Below are 23,782 nucleotides of genomic sequence, written 5' to 3' on the forward strand. Positions count from 1 at the left end.
AATTTTCCTTAAATTAGTCATGCTAATGAAGAAAATCAGACAGAGTATTTATTAAAAGTAAATTTCCATTTATGATTTTTTATAAATTAGACTAAATAAAAACTTTATAGATTTACTCTATTATTATCGATATTTTATTTTATCCTGTTTTTTAAAAATAAAACACGATTTTTGTAGATTGAATAATAACAACAAAATTGTTAAAAAATTAAGATGAAAGTTGAACAAATATATACAGGCTGCCTTGCTCAAGGGGCATATTATATAGTATCAGAAAATGAAGCTGTAATTATAGATCCATTAAGAGAAGTTAAACCTTATTTGGATCGCCTTGAAAAAGACGATGTAACTTTAAAATATATTTTTGAGACCCATTTCCATGCAGATTTTGTTTCAGGACATTTGGATCTAAGTAAGAAAACGGGAGCTCCAATCGTTTACGGCCCGACTGCTAATCCCAATTTTGAAGCGATCATTGCAGAAGACAATCAGGTCTTCGAGATCGGAAAAGTAAAAATCAAGGCTTTACACACTCCTGGTCATACGATGGAAAGCACAACCTATCTTTTAATTGATGAAAATGGTGTTGAAACTGCAATTTTCACAGGAGACACATTATTTCTAGGAGATGTAGGAAGACCTGATTTGGCTCAAAAAGCAACCAGTCTTACTCAGGAAGATCTTGCCGGAATTTTATATGAAAGTTTACACAGCAAAATACTTCCATTAGACGACAGCATTACAGTTTATCCGGCTCATGGAGCAGGTTCAGCGTGTGGGAAAAATATGCAGAAAGAGACGGTTGATATTTTGGGGAATCAAAAAAGAACCAATTACGCACTAAATCAGCCGGATAAAGAATCTTTTATCAGAGAAGTTTTAGACGGATTAACTGCTCCTCCAAAATATTTCGGAATGAATGTAGCCTTAAACAAAGGAGGTTACGAAAGCCTTGATGATGTTATGGATAAAGGATTAACCCCTGTCTCTGTAGAAGATTTCGAAAGCTTTGCAGAAGAAACGGGCGCTTTAATTTTAGATACAAGAGGGGCTGCCGATTTCCAGAAAGGATTTATTCCAAATTCTATTAATATCGGATTAAAAGGAGATTTCGCGCCTTGGGTCGGGACTTTGATCGTAGATGTAAAACATCCTTTATTATTGGTTTCTGATGAAGGAACGGAAGAAGAAGTAATCACAAGGCTAAGCAGAGTTGGGTTTGATAACGTTTTAGGATATCTGAAAGGAGGTTTTGATTCCTGGAAAAACTCAGACAAAGAAATTGATGAAGTAACAAGAATTTCACCTGCCGAATTTGCTGAGCAATTTAATGAAAAAACAAAAGTAATCGACGTAAGAAAACTTGGAGAATACTCTGCGGAACATATTGACAACGCTTACAACAAACCACTAGATACCATCAGTGATTGGGTAAGTACAATCGATGATTCTGAACATTTCTTCCTACATTGTGCAGGAGGTTACAGAAGCATGATCGCAGCAAGCATCCTTAATTCACACGGAATCAGAAACTTTACTGAAATAGAAGGAGGTTTCAACGGAATCAAAAAAACTGAAAAATTTCCAACTTCAGACTTCGTTTGTCAATCAAAAACATTGTAAGATTTTAAATATGAAAAATAAATTTCTCGGATTAATTATTATATCAATTTTTGCATTAACTGCATGTAAAACAGCAGCAACCGCAGACGTTTCGAACACAAGCATCAGAAAAATAATTAACAATCCGGATGTTACTTTGGTTGACGTAAGGACGCCGGAACAATTTGCAGGAGGATCAGCAAACAACGCCATCAACATTCCTTTAGCTGAAATTATAAGCAATCCGACATCTCTGAAAGGCAAAAAAGTAGTTGTTTTCTGTAATAAAGGAGTACAAGCCGATGAAGCCGTTAAGATCTTAAAGAAAAATGGGGTTGAAGTTTATGACGGAACGAGTTGGAAAAATGTAAAAGGCATCCAGGACTCTAGTCTTTAAATATTTAAACGTTGAACTAAAACCAAAAACTATGTCACAAAAATTTCAAGAACTTATTGAATCCGAAAGACCGGTATTGATAGACTTTTTTGCAACCTGGTGTCAACCATGTAAAGTTCAGTCTTCGGTTTTAAATACGGTAAAAGAAAATGTAGGCCAAGGAGCCAGAATTATAAAAATAGATGTTGATCAATATCCTGCTATTGCCTCTCAATACGGAGTGCGTGGAGTTCCGACATTAGCCATCTTCAAAAACGGAGAATTGCTTTGGAAAGAAAGTGGCGTGCATGATGTGAATACGTTGACTCAACTTTTAAAACAATATGAATAGAACTGTGACTTTTCACAGTTTTTTTTATTTTAAACCACAGATTACACGGATTTACACAGATGTTTGCGCTTTAGTATTTAATTATTTGTTTATTAAAAATATACATAAATATCTGTGTGAATTTGTGAAAATCTGTGGTCATAATAACTTAAAATTCAATTGAAAAAGAGTCTCTATCATTCAAAAACTGAAAATGTTTTCTAAAATCATTTAATTCATTCATATCTAATTCTGCGGAAACGATATTTCCATTCTTCACAGAAATTTCTTTTCCATCCGCAAAAAAACAATGCGAACTTTCCTGATAAAACAAATCATTACCATCTGTCCCGATTCTGTTTAAACCAAAAACAAAAGATAAATTTTCAATAGCACGAGCTTTTAGAAGATGTTCCCAAGCTCCTACCCTTTTTTCAGGCCAATTCGCAACATATAAAATGGCATCATAATCATCATTATTTCTTGCAAAAACCGGAAAACGAAGATCATAACAAACCTGCAACAAAAATCGAATTCCTTTATAATTAACAATAATCCTTTCCTTTCCGGGAGTATAAACTTTATCCTCTCCAGAAAAGGAAAACAAATGTCTTTTATCGTAAAAAACAACCTCAGAATCCGGCTTAACGAAATACATCCTGTTATAGAAATTCCCGTCCTCTTCCACAGGAGCACTTCCGCAAAATGCAGCATTCTTTTCTTTAGACAATTTCTTTAAAAATGCTAAAGATTCTCCATTTCTATCTGAAACTTCAGAAGCATCCATGCAAAAACCTGTTGGAAACATTTCCGGTAAAAGAAATAAATCGGCTTCAATATTTTCAAATTCCTTTTCAATCAATTGAAAATTTCCATCTTTATTTTTCCAGATGATATCTAAATTTAACCCTGTAATCTTCATAAACTTTGTTAAATAACTTCCATAAAAATACGATTTTCCGTTGATTTCGGTTCTATTTTTGATGCGGATATTTTTTAGTAATAACATCGAAAAAGTAAAATTTATGAAGAAATTGGTTTTTATGTTTATGTTAGTATTGGGTGGAGCCTTAGTGAACGCGCAGGCCTACACCGGAAAAGGAGATCAGAAAATCCAATTGGGATTGAGTGCTTGGGGATATGGAACAGGAGTTACAGGAACTTATGATTATGGTTTAAACAAACTGATTTCAGTTGGGGGAGGTTTGAACGCCTATTTTAATGGATATAAAGACGATGATAAAGACAACCGTGTTTTCATCTTCGGAAGATTAAATTTTCACCTGCGTGAAGCATTAGATCTGCCAGAAAAACTGGATATTTATCCCGGTGTAGATGTCGGAGTTCTCGGAAAAGACTTTGGAATCGGTGCTCACATTGGCGCAAGATACTTTTTCACAGAGAAAATCGGGGTATTTGCAGAAGTAGGAAACAATGGCAGTCTCGGAGTTTCGCTCAATTTGTAGAAAATAGTCTGAATATATGACAAAGCTTCTCGTTTCGGGGGGCTTTTTTATTTGGCATAGTTTTGATAATTGTTACCTTTGCAAATTAAATCTAAATTTTATTAATGGAATTAGCAATCAAGATTTTCCAGTTTATCTTAAGCATCTCTATTTTAGTGGTTCTTCATGAGCTTGGACACTTTTTACCCGCAAAATACTTTAAAACCAAGGTAGAAAAATTCTATCTGTTTTTTGATCCATGGTTCTCAATAGCAAAGAAAAAAATCGGTGAAACAGAATACGGTATCGGATGGCTTCCTTTCGGAGGTTATGTGAAAATTGCCGGAATGGTAGACGAAAGTATGGATACCGAGCAATTGAAGCAACCAGCTCAACCTTGGGAATTCAGAGCAAAACCGGCTTGGCAGAGATTGATCATCATGTTGGGCGGAGTTACGGTAAACTTTTTCTTGGCTTGGTTAATTTACACCTGTCTATCTCTTTTTAACGGAGAAACGTATACAGACCTTACAAAATTTGAAAACGGAGTTGAAGTAACAGAAGCCGGTAGAAAAATGGGCTTCCAAAATGGTGATAAAATCATCAGTATCGACGGAAAACCAAATGAAAGACTAGAAAATGCTTCTATTAACATCCTTTTAGGTGATAATGTAACTGTTTTAAGAGATGGTAAAGAAGTTACTTTCCCTGTAAATACTGACGGTGTTGCAGAAGTTCTTAAACAAAAAGAAGCAAAATTATACATCAGCCCAAGAATCCCAATGGTTATTGATTCTTTGGCAACTCCATCTTCTAAAGCATCCGGCTTGGCTGTTGGTGATAAAGTTGTTGGAATTAATGGTCAAAAAGTTTCTTTCTTTGATCAGGTAAGTTCTGTTTTAAGTCAAAATAAAGGAAAAACAATTTCTGTTGATGTTGAAAGAAACGGAGCAGTTCAAACAATTCCTACAGTTTCTGTTGATAAAAACGGAAAACTAGGTGTAAAAATTGACGCTAAAAATCTTGCTAAATCAATTACTACCAATAAACAATATTCTTTCGGAGAATCTATTCCTAGAGGATTCACAAGAACTATTGAAGCATTAACAATGCAGGTTAAGCAGTTCAAAATCATGTTTAACTCTAAGGTTCAAGGGTATAAAAATGTTGGAGGACCAATTGCAATCGTTAAAAACATGCCTGTAAATAAAGCAGCGGACGGAAGTATCGGGATCAACTGGCCGGCTTTCTGGAGTTTTACAGCAATGTTCTCTGTTTGGTTAGCATTTCTGAACTTAATTCCTATCCCTGGATTAGATGGTGGGCACGTAATTTTCACTTTATATGAAATTATTGTAGGAAAACCAGTACCACAAAAAGTTTTAGAGAATGCACAAATGATTGGTGTTATCTTCCTGTTAGGCTTAATGTTACTGATTTTCGGAAGTGATATCTTCAAAGTATTCACGGGAAAATTATAGAAATATTTAAAATATTTTTAAAAAAACTTGCATGGTATAAATATCAGTCCTATATTTGCACCACTTAAAAATAAGGACAGTCCTCCTTAGCTCAGTTGGTTAGAGCATCTGACTGTTAATCAGAGGGTCCTTGGTTCGAGCCCAAGAGGAGGAGCTGAAAATCAGAGAGTTACAGAATCGAAAACTGTAACTCTTTTTTATTTGCACAAAATTTGCATAAAAATTTAGCATTTTTAATATTTTTCTTCATATTCTATTTGCATAATCCTTGCACAAAGTCCAAAATTTTACTTTTTGTTTAAGCTCGGAAATAATATCCATCACTCGAATAATAATCATACATTAAATTTCTTGCTGTAGCTTCCCAATCAATATAAATAAAGTTCGGCAGGCTTTCTGGAATACTTTCTTCTAACATATATTGGGCAAATGTTTCATCGTCTGAATACTCACCCACATAATAGTTCATTACACCATCACAAACACTTGAAAAATCCATTTTCCCAACACAATCAACATAAGATTCAAAAACTTCAATATCATAGCTAGAATCGTTTATTTGCTCGGCTATTTCATATATCTCTTTGGAAATATAACTTTCTCCAATTAATCCTAATTTTTCAAAAAAAGAACAATGTTCATAATCCTGAAACATAAATTCTGGCTCAGATTCATCAGAATGTAGTTCATACATCGCTGTAAGTAGTTCATCATAGTCTGAATAATCAGAAAGATTTAACCATTTGCAATAAAGGCTTCCGTTGTTGTACTTCTGATAAGTTCCTACATAGATACTACAAGAATCAAGACAATTTTGTAAATTTGTCATGTTGATAAGTTTTAGGTATTTTAAAATTTATTGATGTTGCCTATCGTGTTCGTAGCACTTTAGGCATTTTTTATATATTATTGTGAGAATCTATACAGAAAAAAGAACCTGAAACAATTCTTTGACATATTAACAAAGTCAATATTCATGCCAATTGACAGAGATTTTAACTTTGAAATTAAAGTTTTTAAAATATTTTTAAACACAAACCGCACAAACAAAAAACTGTCACAAAAGCTAACAATAAAACATACAGTTTGAAGAGTATTATCAGTACAAAAGAGTAAGCGGAAAATAAAACCAGATCTACAAAAACCAAACATAGCAAAACAACTGTATGAGAAAAAGTTTGACAGCTGGTAGGGGCTACCCAAAAAAGAACTTCGGAGGGATGCTGACTAGAGATAGTAGGTTACGTCTGTACACTCATTATATTTTTTGGTGTTAATTTGTTATAAATTCTACTATAAGGAGCATTTGATTTTTTTAGAGAGATTAGGTGGGGGTACTTTTGAGCACTGGGATTCACCATCTTATTTGCTTATTCAAAATAATATGATGTATACCTTTTCAGTCGATTATTGTTATATATCAGTATAAATCAACTGTCAAATTGTAAGGAAAACACTCATGATGTACGGTATAACAGTACTCTTTGCCATATTTATTATGGTGATAAAGAGCTTGATTAAGTTTAGCGAAAACTATCATCACTTTTTATTTAATCTTGAACTATACAAATCAATAGAATTATTCAATTCAAAACGAACTGTCTCAATTTTATTTGATTTTATGCTTGAAAGTATATTAGGATTAGTTTGAATAGCAAATTCTAAAAATTCACCTATTTTCTCTTCTGGAATTTTATATCTCACAAAATAATCATTTTCAATTCTTTCTCTAATCCATTTAACCTTTTCTTGTAAATCTTGATATTTGTACAAAGATTTCATTCTTCTAGCATCACCACTAATTAATTTATATAAAGCATCGACTTTTATTGATCCAAATAAAAGAGGTACAATAACATCATTGCTTACTGTAGGCACTCTTTCCCTTTGGACTCCTTTGAGTTTTGGAAGCCCAATATCTTTTTCTAATTTTTCTTTAGAATTATCAATTTTCATCCGTTTGGAATCCGTTAGCAAATTGCCTGAAAGATTATTTAGTCTTACTTCTTCTATTTCAAAAGGCATCTTTATAAGTAAAACTTTTAAAGCAAATGAATTCCCAATTTTTTCGGATTTTCGTTCATATCCATCTTTAATAAATCTAAGCTCCTCACTGATATTTCCTTCAATATTAAATTTCCCTTCCGAATCGGTATAAGTTTTTTTTTGATTGGCAATATTATAGACTAATACATTACTAATAGAAAAACCATCTTCCGATAATACTGTGCCATTGACAAAAGATTGAGCATATACTGTTTTTGCAATACATAAAAATATAAAACAAAAGAAAATGAGATATTTATTTTTCAACTTTTACATCAATATTAATAGCAGGAGAAGCTATCGTTGATTTTTCCCAACTGCCATAGTACTTTCTTTTAAATACAGTTTTAAAGAACGCTCCACTAATGAAAATATGTCCTTTAAAAAAATTCATAAATTGTATGCTAACAAAAAAATCACTATTTACGTAAATATCATTATCACTCACATCAAGAATAAATGTATTATTTACAATTGAATCTTTTGTTACAACCGCTGTAATATCCTTGTATAGAACAGATTGATTAGGAATACCATTTTTTTCATCATATACATTAATTCTCAACCTAACAGGTACATCTGTTTGAAAATCAGAGATATTCAGGTTTATTTTTTGAATCTTTACCTTTTTGTTGTTTGAAAATTTAATTGCCAATTCACGAGATTGCTCTTCTTTTTCCTTTTTTCTTTCAGGATATGTCGCAAACAAAATTTTCTTCGATTTAGAGTCTACTCCCCAATGCTTATCTTTAAACTGTTTAGGGGTAATAACAACTTCTGCAATATCCCTTACTTTCTCTTTTAAAAGAATATTATGACTGCTATTTTGTAAAAAGTTATTAATTGATACTGAAAATTTTTCAAACCCTCCAACATGTACATTTAAATTTAAATCTTTATTTACACTACTTAAATCAAGTGTGTAATTGCCATTTTCATCAGCAATAGTACCGTTTTCTTCACTGCTAATACCAATCCTTGCATAAGGAACAGGATTATTATCGTATTGAGATAATACCTTGCCTGTTATTGTTTGTGCATTTAAAAATACACAGAGAAAGAAAGAAAAAAAACAAATTTTCATAAATTTTACTATTTAATTATATCATAAAAATATCTTCCCAGCTATTGTCTTGCTTTTCATTTATGATACTAAGTAATGCAAGACCGATACCACAAAATCCTGTTATTAATCCTATATCAGGTGCATACTTATAATTATTTTCATAAAAAATATAGCTATAAAAAGATTCTAAGTCTGTTTGTTTAACTAACTCATCCTTCCAATATTTTTCCGTAATATCATACTTATTTAAGGATTCATTTATTTTTTTATATAAATAGAAAACTCCTGATGTACCATGACAAAACCCTTTATCATTAATACTTGAATTTTCATCAGAAACTTTTCGATCTAATGTTTTAAGCAAAATAATTTCTCCTTCTTTTTGAATATATCCATTATCAACGTTTTTTCCAAAAGTAATTAAAGAATGGGCTATGCTCAAATCTCCATAACACCAAGCTAATCGTGATCCATTGTGATTTGTATCAGAAGTATTGTCTATTTTAATTTTGCTTGGAAAATAGCAATAATCATTATTGCTAGTCTTTTGAGAAAGAAGCCATTTTACACTCTGCTCACCTAGTACTTTTGCTTTTTCATATTTTGTTTGCAAGTAAGTCTTTCCCAAGAAGGATATTATGGAAGGGATTCCATGAGCTAAACCTAAATTTATGGTAGTACTATCATATTTATCTACCCAAAAAACTCCATTTTCATCTTTTTGAGCAATTTCTTCTAAAGAATCTACAAAAAAATTAAGGTGATTATTATTTTTAGATACTCCCATTTTAGATTTTTGCAAAAAATAAACAGCATACCCTAAAAAGCCATAGAATAAATCATAGTTCCCATTTTCTTTTTCGAGCAATGTACTTTTTATAAAAAATTCATCGAAAAAATCTACAAGATCTGAGTCTAGTTCGAAGGCTCCATGCTTACATAAATACAGATAGAACCAAACAATTCCTGTACAACCACTAATAAGCCCAGAATTATTAAGCTTATCTTCTAAAGATTCATATACTTTTTCAAAACTACTAATTACAGACTCTAATACGTCATCGTCTTTAAAAGTTAAAGCATAATTATATAAGAAAAGATTTTTAGCTGATAGACCTGAACCAATTGAGAAATCATCTGGGTCTTGTACATCTATAACAAAATCTTTAATAATTTGTATTGAATCTATTACTTTCTGATTATTTTCCATTGTGAATTATTAAAAAAAAAGGTGCTATACAATATTTATATAGCACCCCATAATTTTTAGCGGTAAACTTAAAATACATCGCAAAATACCGTTCCACTTCCTGGACTATGTCCGCTACCATTACAACTTGTGTGGCTCGTACACCCTACATCTGCATTAGTTTGAGTACAAAGCACTCTTGATCCAAAAAAACCTCCTTTAATTGATTTTTCTTCTCCTTTTACAATGGTGTCAATTTTTTCTTTGTTCAACACCAATTTTTTTAATTTTTTCTGTTGTTTCATTTTGTGAAATTTTTAGTTTAAATTAGTTTGACAAATGTATAATATTTTTCTAAATTCGCAAGAAAAATAAATGAAAATATCGTTTTTTTCTTATCATATCTTTAGAATACCAGCTTATTCTTTGTTAAAACTAAACTCACTAATAGAGGATAAAAGCAACCAATATAACGTTATTGATGATAAATTTTTAACATATTCTATATATTTATCTTCTCCTTCTTTATATTTTCAATTAATCAATGAAAAAAATGAAAATGAAAAACTGAAAGATACATTAACAAAATATATTAGTAGAATTGGATATAGAACCATTCCATTTGGTGTTTTTTCAGGAGTAGGATTGATAAAGACAAAATATGATAAAAATAATAACGGAAAATTTACAATTATAGATAAATACACTAAATCATTACTTGATTTAAGCCTCTCATACAAAAGAAATATTTATTTATCATCGAACACAAATTATGTAGATTGTAAATTTAGTGTAAATCCAACTGTTAAATATAATAAAGGAAAATATAGGTATGTTGATTTTAAGGTTGATACCAATGGTAACCTCAATTATAGTTATACATCATTTGATAGCAACACTTATATCAAAAAGATATTTGCTTTAATGAACAAGGGGAAAACTATTAAAGAAGTCATTTATTCAATAGTTGATGAGGCTATAGAGTATGAAGATGCTAATGATTTCATAAATGAGCTTATTGAAAGTAAAATACTTATATCCGATTTTGAACCTTCAACAATAGGCTTTGATAGTTTACAGAAAAGTAACAATAAAATCAATAAATTTTTGGGTAAAATTGATAATCTTAACTTTAATGATAGGATCAAGATCCAATATAATATACAAAAAAAGCAAACAGAAAAGGGGAATATTTCTCAAAACGACAATTTGCTATATGTTAATACTTTTTTTTCGTCTGAAGGTAATTTTTCCAATAAACAAACTTCACTGATAAAACAGTCAATTGATATTCTCAATCAATTTCTAATAAGATTCAAGCAGGATGAATTTTTTGCGATTAACATTAATGATTTCAAGAAGAAATTTGAAAGAAGGTTTGAAGGAGAACCCGTTTCAATTTTAGATGCTTTAGATCCAGAAAAAGGTATTTTATATTCAAATAACAAATCAGATGAAAATAATTTTGAATTAATTGATAGCTTTTTCTTAAAAAAAATAAATAAGAATCTCGGTAATAAAATAGCCCAAATAAATGATACTGAATTAAACCAAATATTAAAACTTAAAGAAACCCATCAAACAGATAGAAGTCCGACAGGATGTGCAAGAGTTAGTTTGTATAAAGAAATTGATTCTGATTTTATTTATATAAAATCCCTGTCTCCCCATAGTCCTACAAGAATTTTATCACGGTTTACAAATTCTAATGAAGAGATACACTCACTATGTTCGGAAATAGCTAATTATGAAGATAATGAGTTTTCTGAAACTATATTAGCCGAACTTGATTTTTTACCTAATATTTACCAAGGGAATATCTTAAACAGATCCAGATTTAGAAAGTATAGAATTATTATACACAGTAAAGAAAATTCAAAGTATTGTATTCCAATAAATGATTTATTTTTAAAAATACAAAATGGAGAATTAGTAATTGTATCTAAAAAATTGAAAAAAATAATAATCCCTTGTTTTTCAACCGCAATAGATTTAGATAAATCAGATATATTACCAATGATTAAATTTTTGGTTGATTACTATTATAGCCAATTTAATCATACTATTGGTTTCCTTAATATAATAAAATATCATAAATATTATAAGCACATTCCAAGAATTATGTATAAGAACATAATACTAAGTAAAGAAAGTTGGCAGGTGAATGTACATGATTTCTTATATGAGAATAATATAAAAAATGAATACAATAAAAAAGATGTAGACAACGCAGTCAAAATATTTAATACAAAGAGAGAAAAGATTGGAATACCTCGTTGGTTTGAATTTGTAATTGATGATATAGAAACCTATATTGACAGTGAAAATGAAAAAATGATTAGAATATTTCTTACTGAGTTGAATAAAAGGAAAGAAATGCTACTGTATGAGGTATTGACAAAAAGCTTTGATTCGGTTATTTATTCTGATAATGGAGAGCCTCATAATAATGAATTTTTTATACCTTTTAAAAATCATGATTTTACTGCATCTAATAATAAGCCAGTTTTCAATATTTCAAAGATTAGTAGGAAAGAAAGATTTTTTATTCCTGGTTCTGAATGGTTGTATTATAAGATTTACATAAATCAAGAATATTCTACAAAGTTTCTTATTCTTCTTTCAGATAAATTAAGAAAAATGGTGACTAGTGGAGAGATTAAAAGGTTTTTTTATTTAATGTTTATTGATTCTGAGTTTCATATAAGGTTAAGAATAAATATTAATAGAGAATATTATAGTAATGTCAATGAAAAACTGTCATATTTCCTTAGTTCATTGGTTGAACAACTCTATTTAAACAATGTACTAATTGATACTTATGTTCGGGAAATAGAAAGATATGGAGCTACTAACATAGATGTAATTGAGGCAATTTTCCATACAGATTCAGAAGAATCAATGAAGTTCATTAATCTTTCTTTTACAAATAAAATAGAAAGTTGGACATATAGTATTAAATTAGTCGACTTTTACATTGACTTGGTATATGAAAAAATTACAGATAAATTATCCTTTGTCAGGGAAATGAAAAATAATTTGGAGAATCATTTAGGTGATAGAATTTCAAATAAAACAAAATGGGTAAATGAAAAATATTCGAGTAATTCTGAAAATATTACAAATGTTTTTACGGATGATGCTGTTATTCCAGTTGTCTTTAGAAAAAAAATTAGAAATCAATTTTTAAAGCTTCAGTTTTCAAACACCTATACTCCAAAGTATTATATTGGGAATATGATTCACATGCACATTACAAGAGTTTCCAATAAAGAAAATATACTTTATGAATTTTTAGTTTATTCAATTTTAGATAAAAAATTAAGTGAGGTAGTTTATAATAAAACCAAAATATAGAAGCTAATGTTCAACTTTGTTTTTCAGCGTGATCAGATGGATTGTGGTCCCGCATGTTTAGAAATGATATGTAATCATTATGGTAAAAGCTTTGGTGTAAATTATCTTCGGGAGAAATGTTTTGTAAACAGAGAAGGTGTATCACTTTCAGGAATAAGAGAAGCCTCAGAAAATTTAGGATTTGAAGTTATTACTGGAAAACTAACAACAGATAGTTTTGAAAATGATATGTTGCCATGTATATTACATTGGAATCAAGATCATTTTGTTGTTTTATATAGAATATCAAAAAGTTATTTTAATAACAAGAAAACATATAAAATTGCTGATCCCGCACACGGCTTAATATCTCTTGAAGAAGATAAGTTTAAGGGTGCTTGGCTATCTGATGAGGAAAAGGGAATTGCTGTATTTTTTGAGCCAACAGAAAAATTATACGAACAAGAAGTTCATGGGGAAAAATCAAGTTCTTTAAAAGATATGATAAAATATATAAAACCGTATAGAAGACAACTATTTTATATGTTTTTATTTCTTCTTTTGGGAACAGTTTCTACATTAGCTTTTCCAATATTAACTCAAAAACTTATAGACGATGGCGTTGACAAAAAGAATGTTAATGTCATATTTTTTGTTTTGGTAGCTCAATTATTCCTTTTTATTGGGAATATGGTATTTTCAGTATTTCGGAATTTGATTGCATTAAACATTGGAACAAAAATAAATATTGATGTTATATCTGATTTCTTAATGAAATTTGTAAAACTACCAATTAAGTTTTTTGATACAAAACTTTTGGGGGACTTTAATCAACGGATTCAGGATCATGATAGGATTGAGCAGTTTTTCACTTCCAATAGCCTAATGACTTTGTTTTCATTGATAACTTTTTCCGTTTTTTTCGGAATTTTGTGGTATTATAACATCACTATTCTTTTAACTTATTTGTTATTAACCGTTCTATCTATATTATGGTCTTTATTTTGGATGAAAAAAAGAAAGTCTTTAGATTATTTTAGATTTAGACAGAAAAGTGAAAACCAAGAAGCTATTTATGAAATAATCAATGGGATTTCAGAGATGAAACTCAATCAATATGAAAGTTTTAAAATATCAGAGTGGAAGAAAATTCAAAAAAAATTATTTAAAATAAATGTTCGTATTTTAAAACTTGACCAAGTTCAACTATCAGGTTTTGATTTTATTAATCAATTAAAAAACATTGTTGTAACATTTCTTGCTGCTAACTTTGTTATTAAGGGGAACATGACTATTGGTGAGCTATTAAGCGTATCTTATATTATTGGTCAAATGAATTCTCCTATAAATCAAATTATAACATTTTTTAGATCTCTTCAAGATGCAAGATTGAGCTTAGACAGATTGGACGAGGTTCAAAACCATAAAGAGGAAGAATCCACAAACCAAAAGAAACTTTCCGTAGGAAATGATGTTGAAGAAAAAGGCATTACCTTAAAAAATGTTTATTTCCAATATGAGGGTTCTGATTCTGATTATATACTCAAAAATATTAGTTTAGATATTCCCGAAGGAAAAATAACGGCAATAGTAGGAGCAAGTGGAAGCGGTAAAACAACATTATTAAAAATATTATTAAAGTTTTATGAACCTCTACTTGGAGAGATTACAATAAATAATGATAATCTTAAAGATATTTCCCCAAAAGCACTAAGAGAAAATTGCGGTGTAGTAATGCAAGATGGATATATCTTTTCAGATACTATAGAGCGTAATATTGCTACTAATGACAATAATATTAACTTCGATAAACTTCGACATGCAATGCAAATTGCTAATATATTAGATTTTGTAATGAAATTACCCTTAAAAACCAAAACTAAAATTGGAATGTCAGGAATTGGACTTTCAGGAGGGCAAAAACAACGTATTTTAATCGCAAGGGCAATTTATAAAAATCCACATTATCTTTTCTTTGATGAAGCCACCAGTGCGCTAGACGCTGAAAACGAAAAAGTAATCCATAACAATCTGCAAGAATTTTTTAAGGGTAAAACTGTAATCATTATTGCTCATAGGCTTTCTACTGTAAAGAGTGCTGACCAAATTATTGTTCTTAAAAATGGTGAGATCGTAGAAAAAGGCAATCACAACGAATTAGTAAATAGTAAAGCTGACTATTTTAATTTAGTTAAGAATCAATTAGAATTAGGAAATTAATTTATATGAATTATTAATATGAATTAGTCAATACTTAATCTGAAATGTAATATAATCCAGATTAAGTATTATTTATTTACAATTTATTCTTTTAATAAAGAATTTTTCAATAATTCTTCCAAAGGATTTTGGGGTTTGCTCGTAATGACGGTTTTTAAATCTTTTTCAGATAATTCCGCAAACTCAACAGTTTTTAATATTGAGAAAACAACATCTTTTAATCCTAACTTTCGGAGTGACATTCTGATTTCTTTATCAGTTGGAAATTGGCTGTCTGTTTGCTTTAAATGGATTTTGTGATTTTTCATATTATATTCTAATTCTTTTTAGTGTTTAAATTTTCCATTTTTAATAGAAGACTTTGTAAATCCAAATTATTTGAATTGCCCTCCTCAGTATATGTTTTGTTAAGTTGATAAAAAACATTGTGAATAACCTTTTCTGTAAGATTTTCTTCAATCATATAGCCCTTAGCAAGTTTTTCTTTCACATTCAGGGTTTTTATGAAATAATGGTTAATCATACTTTCATAAATAAACTTCAAATCATCAGAGTTCTTATATTTTATTGTTTTTGTATCTTCTTTTAAATAATCAGAAACTGTATGATAGAGATCTGAGCTTAATTTATTAACATATTTGTCTCTAATATGGCTTAAATCACTATATAAAGGTTGTTGAGGGTAAGTTTTTCTAATAGCTTGAAATGTTTCACTGATAATAGCCTGTATTCTGATTTTAGAAATTTTGGCAGTCATTGAAATTTCATTAACCGAGGTATTCCAATACTTCTCATAATCTAAAATGAGTTCAAGGATAGATTTATAATTTTTCTTACCCATAAAAATTTCCTGTAGATCCACTACAAGACACTTCTCAACCATTTGGCTGATCGTTTCCTTTAACTGTAATTCGGCATTATGTTCCATTACTTTGCCACATCAAAAGGATTTTCTCCTGCACCCATAAAAACTGTCCCCATGCGCTTATACTTCATTGCCTTTCCTGAAACACAAACCGAATACATTCCGTTTCCTTTCTGTTCCGAAATTCTCAAAAAGACTACATCTTTCTCACTACAATCATTCTCAACCGCTATATGTTTTCTCAGGTCTTCAATTGTAGCATCTCCACGTTTTAACCAAGATTGGATTTTTTTGTCTGGTTTTGGTTCCTGATAATCTTTAGGTAAATCGCATTTACTGTCTTTTTCTGTTTGTTGTGCAAAAGCCATTGTTGAAACGACTATCACTACTGCTGTTAAAAACTTTTTCATGATAGTATTATTGTTTAGTTAAATAAAATGCACCAACAGTCGAAGCATAAGGATAATTTACCCACTCAATCTTTGTAGAATTGATCTTTTTGAATTTATATTCTGCATTCGTAGAACCTGACTTTATTGTAAACTCATAGACTGTCTCAGAAATAGTTTCGGGAACACTGGAAGTAGCTCCTAAACTTGCACCTTGCTGTAATATTGATTTGTAGCTTGTTTCTATACTTCCCGCAATAGTATAAAAATCATCATTAGTAAATTTATACAATGATGTTCCGTCTTTCTGCCATTTCCCCTGAATCCACGTTGGAGGGTGAAAATACTGGGTTGTTACTGGGTTGCTTGTTGTTTGTGTATTTTCATCATCGTGATTTGAACAACCAATAAATGATAATACTGTAAAAACTGTGAATAATAGTTTTTTCATAAGTGAATATTTTTACTCACTCAGTCCCAAAGTGAAAGGTTATAAATGCAAACAGCGTGGAACTTAACCATATTTGCTTATAGAGGTTCTGACAAAACCTTGTACTACAAATAGGAAGCCCACGCCTATGGCATGAGCATCACCTATTTATTGTGCAGTACAAATGAAACTGTCAGATTTCTATAAACACAATAAAAGCTAACGCTTTATTTTTTCGATAAAATTTGAATTGCAAAGATATAAATTTTTGCAATCCGTTTTTTACTATCAAAAATTGTTCCTTCCAATATCAAAGTTATTATATTTGAAAAATTATTAAAACACCATGTTCAAAAAAATATTACTGACATTATTTCTAATTTCCTCTGTTTTTTCTTTTTCACAAACGGATACCTCCAATAATCAGCAAAACAAGAAAATTGAATTATTGAATAAAAAAGTTGATTCTTTAATTTCTGAACAAAATGGTGTTAAAACTAAAATCTTAGAAGAGCGAATTAATCAAGCTACAGAAACAATCACAAATCAAAGTTCTATGATTTCATCATTTGGAACTTTATATACTGTCATTACTATTATTCTTGCCTTTATAGGGGTCGTATTACCTATTTTGACTTATCAGTTTGGAATTAAACCGTCCAGAGATGCTTTAAAGGAATTTGAGGAAAAATCCGAAGCTAAATTCAATAATTTTTTAAAGGAAAGGAGAGTAAAAGAAATTGACAATGCTATTGAAAATTTGAAAAGTGAAGATAATCACATAAGAAACAATAGCTTAAATTTCCTTACGTATAATAGTCATCAAGGACTAAATGAAGACCAAGTCTTAAAAATCATAAATATTATAAACAATAATAATGATGAAAATTTTTTAGTTCAACTACTTGGTTGTATAGTCAATGAAAAAAATGAAAATTTGAAAAAATATTTTATTGAATATTTAAACACATCTCAAGAAGCAAACAGTACAATGTACTACTGTCTCAAATTTTTTTCTTACTATAATTATAGTGAATATAAAAATGAATTAAAAATATTCATTTCCAATAATAATACCAGCACAGCGCTTTCAATAATATTTTCTTTTTTTCCTAAAAATAATATTATTGATCTTTTAAATGATCATAATATAATTGATATTCTTTCTTCCGATGCTTTAACCTTTGTACATGGTTATAACTTTGGTAAAAGTAATATTTCTCAATGGAATATGAGTGAAGAAGATTATGAGAAAACCTATTTATATGAACGACTAAAAGAGAAATTCACTCCTGTGAATTAATAATACTGATATAAACAGCCTTGACCAAATTCGGTCAAGGTTTATTGGTGCAATATCAAAATTCCAAATTTAGCCTTCTGGATTGAGGTTAATTTATTAATCTGATCTTCTGTTTTTAAAACAATAATTCCTTCAATAATCTTATTGTTTATAAACTCCATACCTTCATCAAAAGATTTTAAATAGATGATTTCAGTATTTATTTTGTCTGTTTTTGATGGCTTATCCTTTATTCTGTTAAAAGCACCAGATATAGTAAGCTCACCCTTTTTCATTTTGTCAATGATTTTTGGAGAACCATTTTTTATGACATTACTGTAACTCACAACTGTAGTTTTTCCTACACCTGCTAAATTGGCTATTTCTAAATTAGTATCTATAGAAACAATGGTATCTTTTTTACCTGCTTTGCTGAGATTCTGTTTAGCTCGTTTTTCAATAATATCTTTCGATTGATATGCTAGTTCTAACCTTTCAATACTTGATAGATTACGTCTTTGGAATTGGTGTTTAAGCATCCATAGTTGAATGTCTTCCAAACTGTTAAAATCCTCTGTTATTTCTTTAGTTGGAAAATCTTTAATGCTAAGATCAATACAGACTTTTAAACGAGTATGCCCCTCAATTACAATCTTTCTATTGTCCGAAGTGAGATAGTACAAAATAGGATCATTTAAACCATTTTTCGAGATATTTTCTTTCAGGAGTTCAAATAGTTCTGATTTCATTAAAGGTAAATATGATTTTAGTTCCCAAATGGTATGTAATCCGTTGTATTCCTCCATAATGTAATAATCATCTTCAAACAGTTTTATTGTTGAGGCAGCTTTTTTTGTAATGGGATCATAGTAATAAATCCTACCATCAAGCATACAACCTGCTTTATTATAATATCTGTGTGCGGGATTTAACGTTGGATCGTCAGGATTGGGATTGTTTTCAGATTTTCCCCAACCTTTAAAGTAGAAAGGGATATTATAATTCTCACAATCTTGCTTTAGTTTTTTTATAGTTTGCAAACTATCTTCAGTAATTGGTTTGTTTTCATTCCAATTTATCTCTACCCAATCTATTTTGTTATCAAATTTATCAAAGTCAATATGTTCAATATAATTTATATAATCGACATATAAGCATTTGTATTTTGAGGGTATTTGCAAAAAACTGTCTATATCATGAAGACAAGCAACTCTATCAATAAGTAATCCTGTTATTATATTATCTGAAAAATCAATAAGATCTGTGTACTGTAAATAGGTTTCTTTAAAATGTTTGATGATGACATAATAAGTGTGTTTTGGTGTATCATTCATCACCTTAAATATCTCCATGAAAGCTTTTACTTCATCAATCTTACCATTAGGAATAGGCAATAGGGCGAGTAAAGAATTAAACAAATCTAATTTTTTGTCCATGAAAACCAATCTGTCATCTTCCCATGTATAGGGAGCGTTAAGAATCTGGTTAAATTTTTCGTTGTCATATTCTTTTTTATTGTGTTTTCCTCCTTGCTTATTGAAAAATTCAAAAAGAATGTTCCATTTTGTAAAAGTTTTGTTTTTTGATTTTTCCATGATTATTTATTTTGATTTTAACCTTTATCAAATTTGGCAAAGGCTAATTTAAGCAATAAATCTATTTCAATTTTGATTATAATATTGTACAGAAACAACATAATTCATTCAGATTTCGTCATTTCATCAATAAAAATAACCTTGACCAAATTCGGTCAAGGCTAAGTATTTGATTAAATATAGTTTTTTAAATCATTAAATTTTATTTCTTTCTCAAGAGTATTAGAATTCTTTAAAGTGTTTAAGCTTATAAAGGCTAATTTAGCCTTTAATTCTTTATAGTACTTCTGGACAGTCTTTTTGTTTTTTGAAGCTGTTTTTGAAAGGTTTTTGATTGTTATTTTGCCGTATATGGTGAAATCCCATTCCTTCATTACATTAAACAATTCTGTTTTGGACTTATTGGACTTATCTTTTCCCAATTGCTTCATATTTAAACTTCTTTTTTCTTTTGTAGTGAGGTTTTTTGTTTTATCATAAATGAATCTTCTTTCTTCATTAAAATGAGGTTCAATGTTTTTTATATTTTTATACGTCTTATCTAAAAGATCTTCAACAGCCTGACTTTCTATAGGAGGAATCATTCTGTTGTTGTTAATTTTATTAATACAGGCATGAATAATTTTTTTAGGTATTTTTTTATTTAATGCTACTAATTGAAGAATTATTTTTTCTAGTATGTAATATCTTCTATCTGACTCTATAGTTGTAAAAGGAATAAAGACTTTAGCATATCTCAATTTGCTGTCCTTTCCAAAATCATAAAATCCATTTTCATCATATTTGATATTTTTAGATTCTAAGAGTTCATCCAAATTGTCAAATCTAATTTTATACCCATTACAATCGTATTTAGACAGTTTTTTAATATTGTTAGTGTTAATACTATTGTAGTGGGTATTTTTTGCAGCTTCTTTTTCATCAGAAACTGTCAAATCAGGTGATAATAATTGAAATAATGGAATAACTTCTGTATTATCATTAAAATACGCATTTGAATCATAAGAAAGAATTGTCAGTCTATCAATTGATACGGCTTTTTCGTCATAAGGTATATCTAGCAATCTGGCTACTTCTTTGGTGGCTTCTTTAAAGTTATCTGGAGTTAATCCGTCTACTTTCACAACCAATGTCATTCCTGTATCGGATAAACTTCTCCAGTAAGCACATACATACGTTGTATTGATCTCAAAATCCTGTTCAGTCATTCCGTCAACATCAAAATAAAGATAACCTGTAGGATTTGAAACGTTTTTTCCTGAGATATAATTATTTGAAAAACTAAAGTTAATTGTTATTGCAGGTAGCTTATGAATTTTAATGTAGTTGTATTCTTTAGATTTTCTTTCTAAGGTTCTTGCATTTCCCACATATTCAATATGTTCTTGGGGTGGAGATTTAATGAAATTTACCACTTCTTCAATGTCATTAAATGAGCTTACGACAGCTCTGTTTTTACAATTATTTATTTTATTAATCATTTTATTGTCTAAAATAAGGGTATAGCGATAGCTCATACAGCTTGTTTGCTATACTTTTTGAGGGTTTGTATTGTTTTAAAATTTTAGTTGATTTTTGGGCTGTTATTTGAGATTCTAAGTGACTTCTATCCATTGAATTTTTGTTTTTTGTATAATATTGAATATTTTATTTAAAATTTAGACATACCAATAGCTCCCCTTAGTACCTTTACTACGGTTTATGTCTTGTTTGTTATTGTTAAAATTGAGGATTGAAAAAGAATAGTTTCAGCAGCTTATATGTACACTCTAAGCAAACTGTCACCTGATTGATCGCAAGAGTTGGATCTTGCAATAAGAAAATATTAGTTATACTTTCTTGTTTTAATTAAAGAGCTTATTGCCTCCTTCTCTATTTCAGATTTAGATTTTATTCTGCCTTCCTGAATATAATTCAATATATCTACTTTGAGATAATAACATTTTCCAAATCTCTTGCAGTAAGGAATTTCATTTTTGGAGTTCATGCCATATAAGGCTTCTTTTTTAATACCTAAAATCTTTGCGGTTTGTTCCAGTGTATAAAATAATTCTTCATCTTTGGAATAGCTCAATGATTCTTTGATTTTTTCCAATTCTTCTTTAAATGTCTTTTTAATATTTTCTACTAATTCTTCAAAAATATTGTGCTGTAATTGCATTGTTATTTCTTTCATAATGCTAAGATATTACACATTTTTGAGGTGCTAAAAAGCATTAAAATTATTTTAACACATCTATACAAAATAGCCTAATAGAAATGGGAAAATTAATATTTTGAAAAATTTACTAAATCCGTTTAAGCACCTAAAACTAATAGTAAATTTGAGGACTTTTTGACAACCATTCAAGATATAATATTATCAATTTTTGGTCTATTTTCTTATGAGATTCATTTTGACATTCTGCCCATGTAAAAAAATGTTGTTCAGATAAAGGCATTTCATTAAAAGATATTAATGATGTTCCTGATTTTCTTTCAGGCTTTAGCCTTTCCAACTGCATTTTTATGGTATTACACATTTCTAAAATGGGTTCATACCTGTTATGCTCTAGTTTTCTTTGAATATCTTTTATAGTGAGTTTGAATGAACCACTTATAATACAATTAACAGCAACAACCCAAAAATGAATAGGGAGCCTACTCCTGTTCATAATAGTTCCAACCTTTAAAGATGTTCTCAATCTACATTCTTTGCATTCAAATACCATTTTATCCTGCTTCCAGTAATACTCTGAACTGTCACACCGCCTACAAACAATACCATGTTTTTCTTTGATTTCTTTTAACAAACTAATACAAAGCTTTTCATCAGGAACTTTTATAAAATGATAGCCGACTATCATAAAAAGTCAGTGATTTTATTAATGATTGCTTCTTTATTAGCATCATCAAAACCACTTAAATAATTCTTTGTAGTCTTTATGTCACTATGCCCTAAATACTCTCCTATAAGCTCTATATTAGCCCCAGAATTTAAAGCCATTGTAGAAAAACTATGTCTTGCCCAATAAGTTGAAATTTCTGCTGTAATTTCATTAGCCTTAGCAAGATTTTTAATATGGTCATTAACAAATCTCGTAAAGTTTTCAATCTTTCTTACTTTTTCTGTGGCTGTATCTTCTTTTGAAATAATATTAAAAACAAAGTCTTCAGGGCTTGTTTCCTTTTTTTGATATTTACTTATGACAACTTTAGAAAAAGACGTAAGTAAAACAGAAATTTCTTTAAGATTTGTTTTTTTTGTTCTCTGTGTTTTCCCTCTGTAAAAAGTAAGTTTATTTTCCTCAAATGATATATCCTTGAATTTGAGTCTAGCTATATCATTCATATTCATTCCGTTACAAATGTATGACAAAAACCAAAAATCCTTTGCTTTTTCCTGTAGTTTATTTTTAGGAACAGCTTTAAAAAGTATTTTTAAGTTGTCCTTTTTTAATGCCTTCTTCACTTTAACGGTGGCAGGAATTTCATACTGACCTTTACCAAAAGGATAATGTTTCTCATAAGCAGGATTTTCTGACATTGCAATATTATACATAGCTTTCAATGGTCTTAAATAAATTCCTATTGTGGTATAGGATTTACCATTATCAAGCATATATTTTTCATATTTATTTAACCATGCTTTATTGATGTCAATAATATGGAGCTTATTTACAGCATCAGGATTGGCGGGGTTGAGAAATCTTTTCAATGATTTTAAACTACTATTATAACTACTTGCAGTTTTGATTCTATCTTCTCCTTTCATGCCTTCAATAGCTTCTTTATAGTAATCAAATATATTGCTCTTGTCTATAAGGTTGCCGTAAAACTGGGATTCAAAATCAGGAAAATTAAAAGGTTCTAAATTTTTTGCTATCTGCTCCGCCTTTGCTTCTATACTCTTTAATGCAATAGCTTCTTCCTGATACCTTTTTGCAGGTCTTTTATCTGTAATATTTTCAAAATCTTCTTTTGTATAATATTTATTGATGTTGTAAAGTTTTGCAGATTTACGCAACGTACTATATACTCTCAATTTGGCAGGAAATGAACCGTCAGCCGTTGCCCTCCTTGCATCATGCACAATTGATATTTTATATTCCATATCTTCTAATATTTTGTTTGTGCAAATTTATGGAAA

Annotated in this window: 23 protein-coding genes and 1 tRNA gene; 9 read left to right on the top strand and 15 right to left on the bottom strand. The window is 29.6% G+C overall.

Annotation, left to right across the window (positions count from 1 at the left end; translation table 11 throughout):
• Window positions 1-213: 213 nt before the first annotated feature.
• The 3 genes from BT156_RS08290 to BT156_RS08300 are packed head-to-tail and all read left to right on the top strand — an operon-like array spanning window position 214 to window position 2,330.
• The gene (locus BT156_RS08290; RefSeq protein WP_072409065.1) at window positions 214-1,623 is read left to right on the top strand and encodes an MBL fold metallo-hydrolase; all 1,410 of its coding nucleotides are present in this window, start codon (window positions 214-216) and stop codon (window positions 1,621-1,623) included.
• Between the two features lie 10 nt (window positions 1,624-1,633).
• Complete coding sequence (locus tag BT156_RS08295) at window positions 1,634-1,999, top strand: rhodanese-like domain-containing protein (protein ID WP_072409067.1); 366 nt, start codon at window positions 1,634-1,636, stop codon at window positions 1,997-1,999.
• Window positions 2,000-2,030: 31 nt separating this feature from the next.
• On the top strand, window positions 2,031-2,330 hold the full coding sequence (locus BT156_RS08300; protein WP_072409069.1) for a thioredoxin family protein: 300 nt from the start codon (window positions 2,031-2,033) through the stop codon (window positions 2,328-2,330).
• Window positions 2,331-2,478: 148 nt separating this feature from the next.
• Here BT156_RS08300 and BT156_RS08305 read toward each other — a convergent pair whose 3' ends face one another.
• Window positions 2,479-3,231: a nitrilase-related carbon-nitrogen hydrolase gene (locus tag BT156_RS08305; protein WP_072409422.1), complete on the bottom strand. Its 753-nt coding sequence runs from the start codon at window positions 3,229-3,231 to the stop codon at window positions 2,479-2,481.
• Window positions 3,232-3,334: 103 nt separating this feature from the next.
• Between BT156_RS08305 and BT156_RS08310 the strand changes: the two genes are divergently transcribed.
• The 3 genes from BT156_RS08310 (at window position 3,335) to BT156_RS08320 (ending at window position 5,389) form a co-directional block, all read left to right on the top strand.
• Window positions 3,335-3,775 (top strand): DUF6646 family protein, encoded by a 441-nt coding sequence (locus BT156_RS08310; protein ID WP_072409424.1) that lies wholly within the window; start codon window positions 3,335-3,337, stop codon window positions 3,773-3,775.
• Between the two features lie 104 nt (window positions 3,776-3,879).
• Window positions 3,880-5,235, top strand: coding sequence for an RIP metalloprotease RseP (gene rseP / locus BT156_RS08315; protein ID WP_072409071.1), 1,356 nt, complete (start codon window positions 3,880-3,882; stop codon window positions 5,233-5,235).
• An 80-nt stretch (window positions 5,236-5,315) separates the two neighbouring features.
• Window positions 5,316-5,389 (top strand) — tRNA-Asn (locus BT156_RS08320).
• Between the two features lie 144 nt (window positions 5,390-5,533).
• Here the strand turns inward: BT156_RS08320 and BT156_RS08325 are convergent.
• The 5 genes from BT156_RS08325 to BT156_RS08345 form a co-directional block, all read right to left on the bottom strand.
• Window positions 5,534-6,064 (bottom strand): antirestriction protein ArdA, encoded by a 531-nt coding sequence (locus BT156_RS08325; protein WP_072409073.1) that lies wholly within the window; start codon window positions 6,062-6,064, stop codon window positions 5,534-5,536.
• Window positions 6,065-6,774: 710 nt separating this feature from the next.
• The gene (locus BT156_RS08330; protein WP_072409075.1) at window positions 6,775-7,548 is read right to left on the bottom strand and encodes a hypothetical protein; all 774 of its coding nucleotides are present in this window, start codon (window positions 7,546-7,548) and stop codon (window positions 6,775-6,777) included.
• Window positions 7,538-8,365 carry a carboxypeptidase-like regulatory domain-containing protein gene (locus tag BT156_RS08335; RefSeq protein WP_072409077.1) on the bottom strand — a complete coding sequence of 276 codons (828 nt, stop codon included), beginning with the start codon at window positions 8,363-8,365 and terminating at the stop codon, window positions 7,538-7,540. Before BT156_RS08335 ends, BT156_RS08330 begins: the two co-directional genes overlap by 11 nt.
• Window positions 8,366-8,381: 16 nt before the next feature.
• Window positions 8,382-9,557 (bottom strand): lanthionine synthetase LanC family protein, encoded by a 1,176-nt coding sequence (locus BT156_RS08340; protein WP_072409079.1) that lies wholly within the window; start codon window positions 9,555-9,557, stop codon window positions 8,382-8,384.
• Between the two features lie 68 nt (window positions 9,558-9,625).
• A complete protein-coding gene (locus tag BT156_RS08345; protein ID WP_072409081.1) occupies window positions 9,626-9,841 on the bottom strand; it encodes a hypothetical protein in 216 nt (71 codons plus the stop codon).
• 70 nt (window positions 9,842-9,911) lie between these two features.
• On the opposite strand from BT156_RS08345, the gene BT156_RS08350 reads away from it, so the two are divergent.
• Complete coding sequence (locus tag BT156_RS08350; protein ID WP_072409083.1) at window positions 9,912-12,893, top strand: thiopeptide-type bacteriocin biosynthesis protein; 2,982 nt, start codon at window positions 9,912-9,914, stop codon at window positions 12,891-12,893.
• Between the two features lie 6 nt (window positions 12,894-12,899).
• Window positions 12,900-15,092 carry a peptidase domain-containing ABC transporter gene (locus BT156_RS08355; protein ID WP_072409085.1) on the top strand — a complete coding sequence of 731 codons (2,193 nt, stop codon included), beginning with the start codon at window positions 12,900-12,902 and terminating at the stop codon, window positions 15,090-15,092.
• Window positions 15,093-15,175: 83 nt separating this feature from the next.
• Here BT156_RS08355 and BT156_RS08360 read toward each other — a convergent pair whose 3' ends face one another.
• Genes BT156_RS08360 through BT156_RS08375 form a run of 4 tightly spaced genes read right to left on the bottom strand, consistent with a single transcriptional unit; the run spans window position 15,176 to window position 16,797 of the window.
• A complete protein-coding gene (locus BT156_RS08360; protein WP_072409086.1) occupies window positions 15,176-15,400 on the bottom strand; it encodes a hypothetical protein in 225 nt (74 codons plus the stop codon).
• Window positions 15,401-15,408: 8 nt separating this feature from the next.
• Window positions 15,409-16,020, bottom strand: a complete 612-nt coding sequence (locus BT156_RS08365; protein ID WP_072409088.1) for a hypothetical protein — start codon at window positions 16,018-16,020, stop codon at window positions 15,409-15,411.
• Entirely contained in the window at window positions 16,020-16,367 is a 348-nt protein-coding gene (locus BT156_RS08370; protein ID WP_072409090.1) for a hypothetical protein, read from the bottom strand. The genes BT156_RS08365 and BT156_RS08370 overlap by 1 nt, the downstream gene beginning before the upstream one ends.
• A 7-nt stretch (window positions 16,368-16,374) precedes the next feature.
• Window positions 16,375-16,797, bottom strand: a complete 423-nt coding sequence (locus BT156_RS08375; protein WP_072409092.1) for a hypothetical protein — start codon at window positions 16,795-16,797, stop codon at window positions 16,375-16,377.
• Between the two features lie 325 nt (window positions 16,798-17,122).
• On the opposite strand from BT156_RS08375, the gene BT156_RS08380 reads away from it, so the two are divergent.
• A complete protein-coding gene (locus tag BT156_RS08380; protein WP_072409094.1) occupies window positions 17,123-18,079 on the top strand; it encodes a hypothetical protein in 957 nt (318 codons plus the stop codon).
• 41 nt (window positions 18,080-18,120) lie between these two features.
• Here the strand turns inward: BT156_RS08380 and BT156_RS08385 are convergent, their stop codons facing one another.
• The 5 genes from BT156_RS08385 to BT156_RS08405 all read right to left on the bottom strand — a co-directional run bounded on the left by BT156_RS08385 (window position 18,121) and on the right by BT156_RS08405 (window position 23,746).
• Window positions 18,121-19,653 carry a DUF5131 family protein gene (locus BT156_RS08385; RefSeq protein WP_072409096.1) on the bottom strand — a complete coding sequence of 511 codons (1,533 nt, stop codon included), beginning with the start codon at window positions 19,651-19,653 and terminating at the stop codon, window positions 18,121-18,123.
• Between the two features lie 173 nt (window positions 19,654-19,826).
• Entirely contained in the window at window positions 19,827-21,134 is a 1,308-nt protein-coding gene (locus BT156_RS08390) for a BT4734/BF3469 family protein (RefSeq protein WP_072409098.1), read from the bottom strand.
• Between the two features lie 344 nt (window positions 21,135-21,478).
• Complete coding sequence (locus tag BT156_RS08395; protein ID WP_072409100.1) at window positions 21,479-21,829, bottom strand: helix-turn-helix domain-containing protein; 351 nt, start codon at window positions 21,827-21,829, stop codon at window positions 21,479-21,481.
• Window positions 21,830-21,965: 136 nt separating this feature from the next.
• Window positions 21,966-22,499: a transposase gene (locus BT156_RS08400; protein ID WP_072409102.1), complete on the bottom strand. Its 534-nt coding sequence runs from the start codon at window positions 22,497-22,499 to the stop codon at window positions 21,966-21,968.
• Window positions 22,496-23,746 (bottom strand): tyrosine-type recombinase/integrase, encoded by a 1,251-nt coding sequence (locus tag BT156_RS08405; RefSeq protein ID WP_072409104.1) that lies wholly within the window; start codon window positions 23,744-23,746, stop codon window positions 22,496-22,498. Before BT156_RS08405 ends, BT156_RS08400 begins: the two co-directional genes overlap by 4 nt.
• Window positions 23,747-23,782: the final 36 nt, after the last annotated feature.

This window comes from Chryseobacterium limigenitum (genome assembly GCF_900114875.1).
Taxonomy (GTDB): Bacteria; Bacteroidota; Bacteroidia; order Flavobacteriales; family Weeksellaceae; genus Chryseobacterium; species Chryseobacterium limigenitum.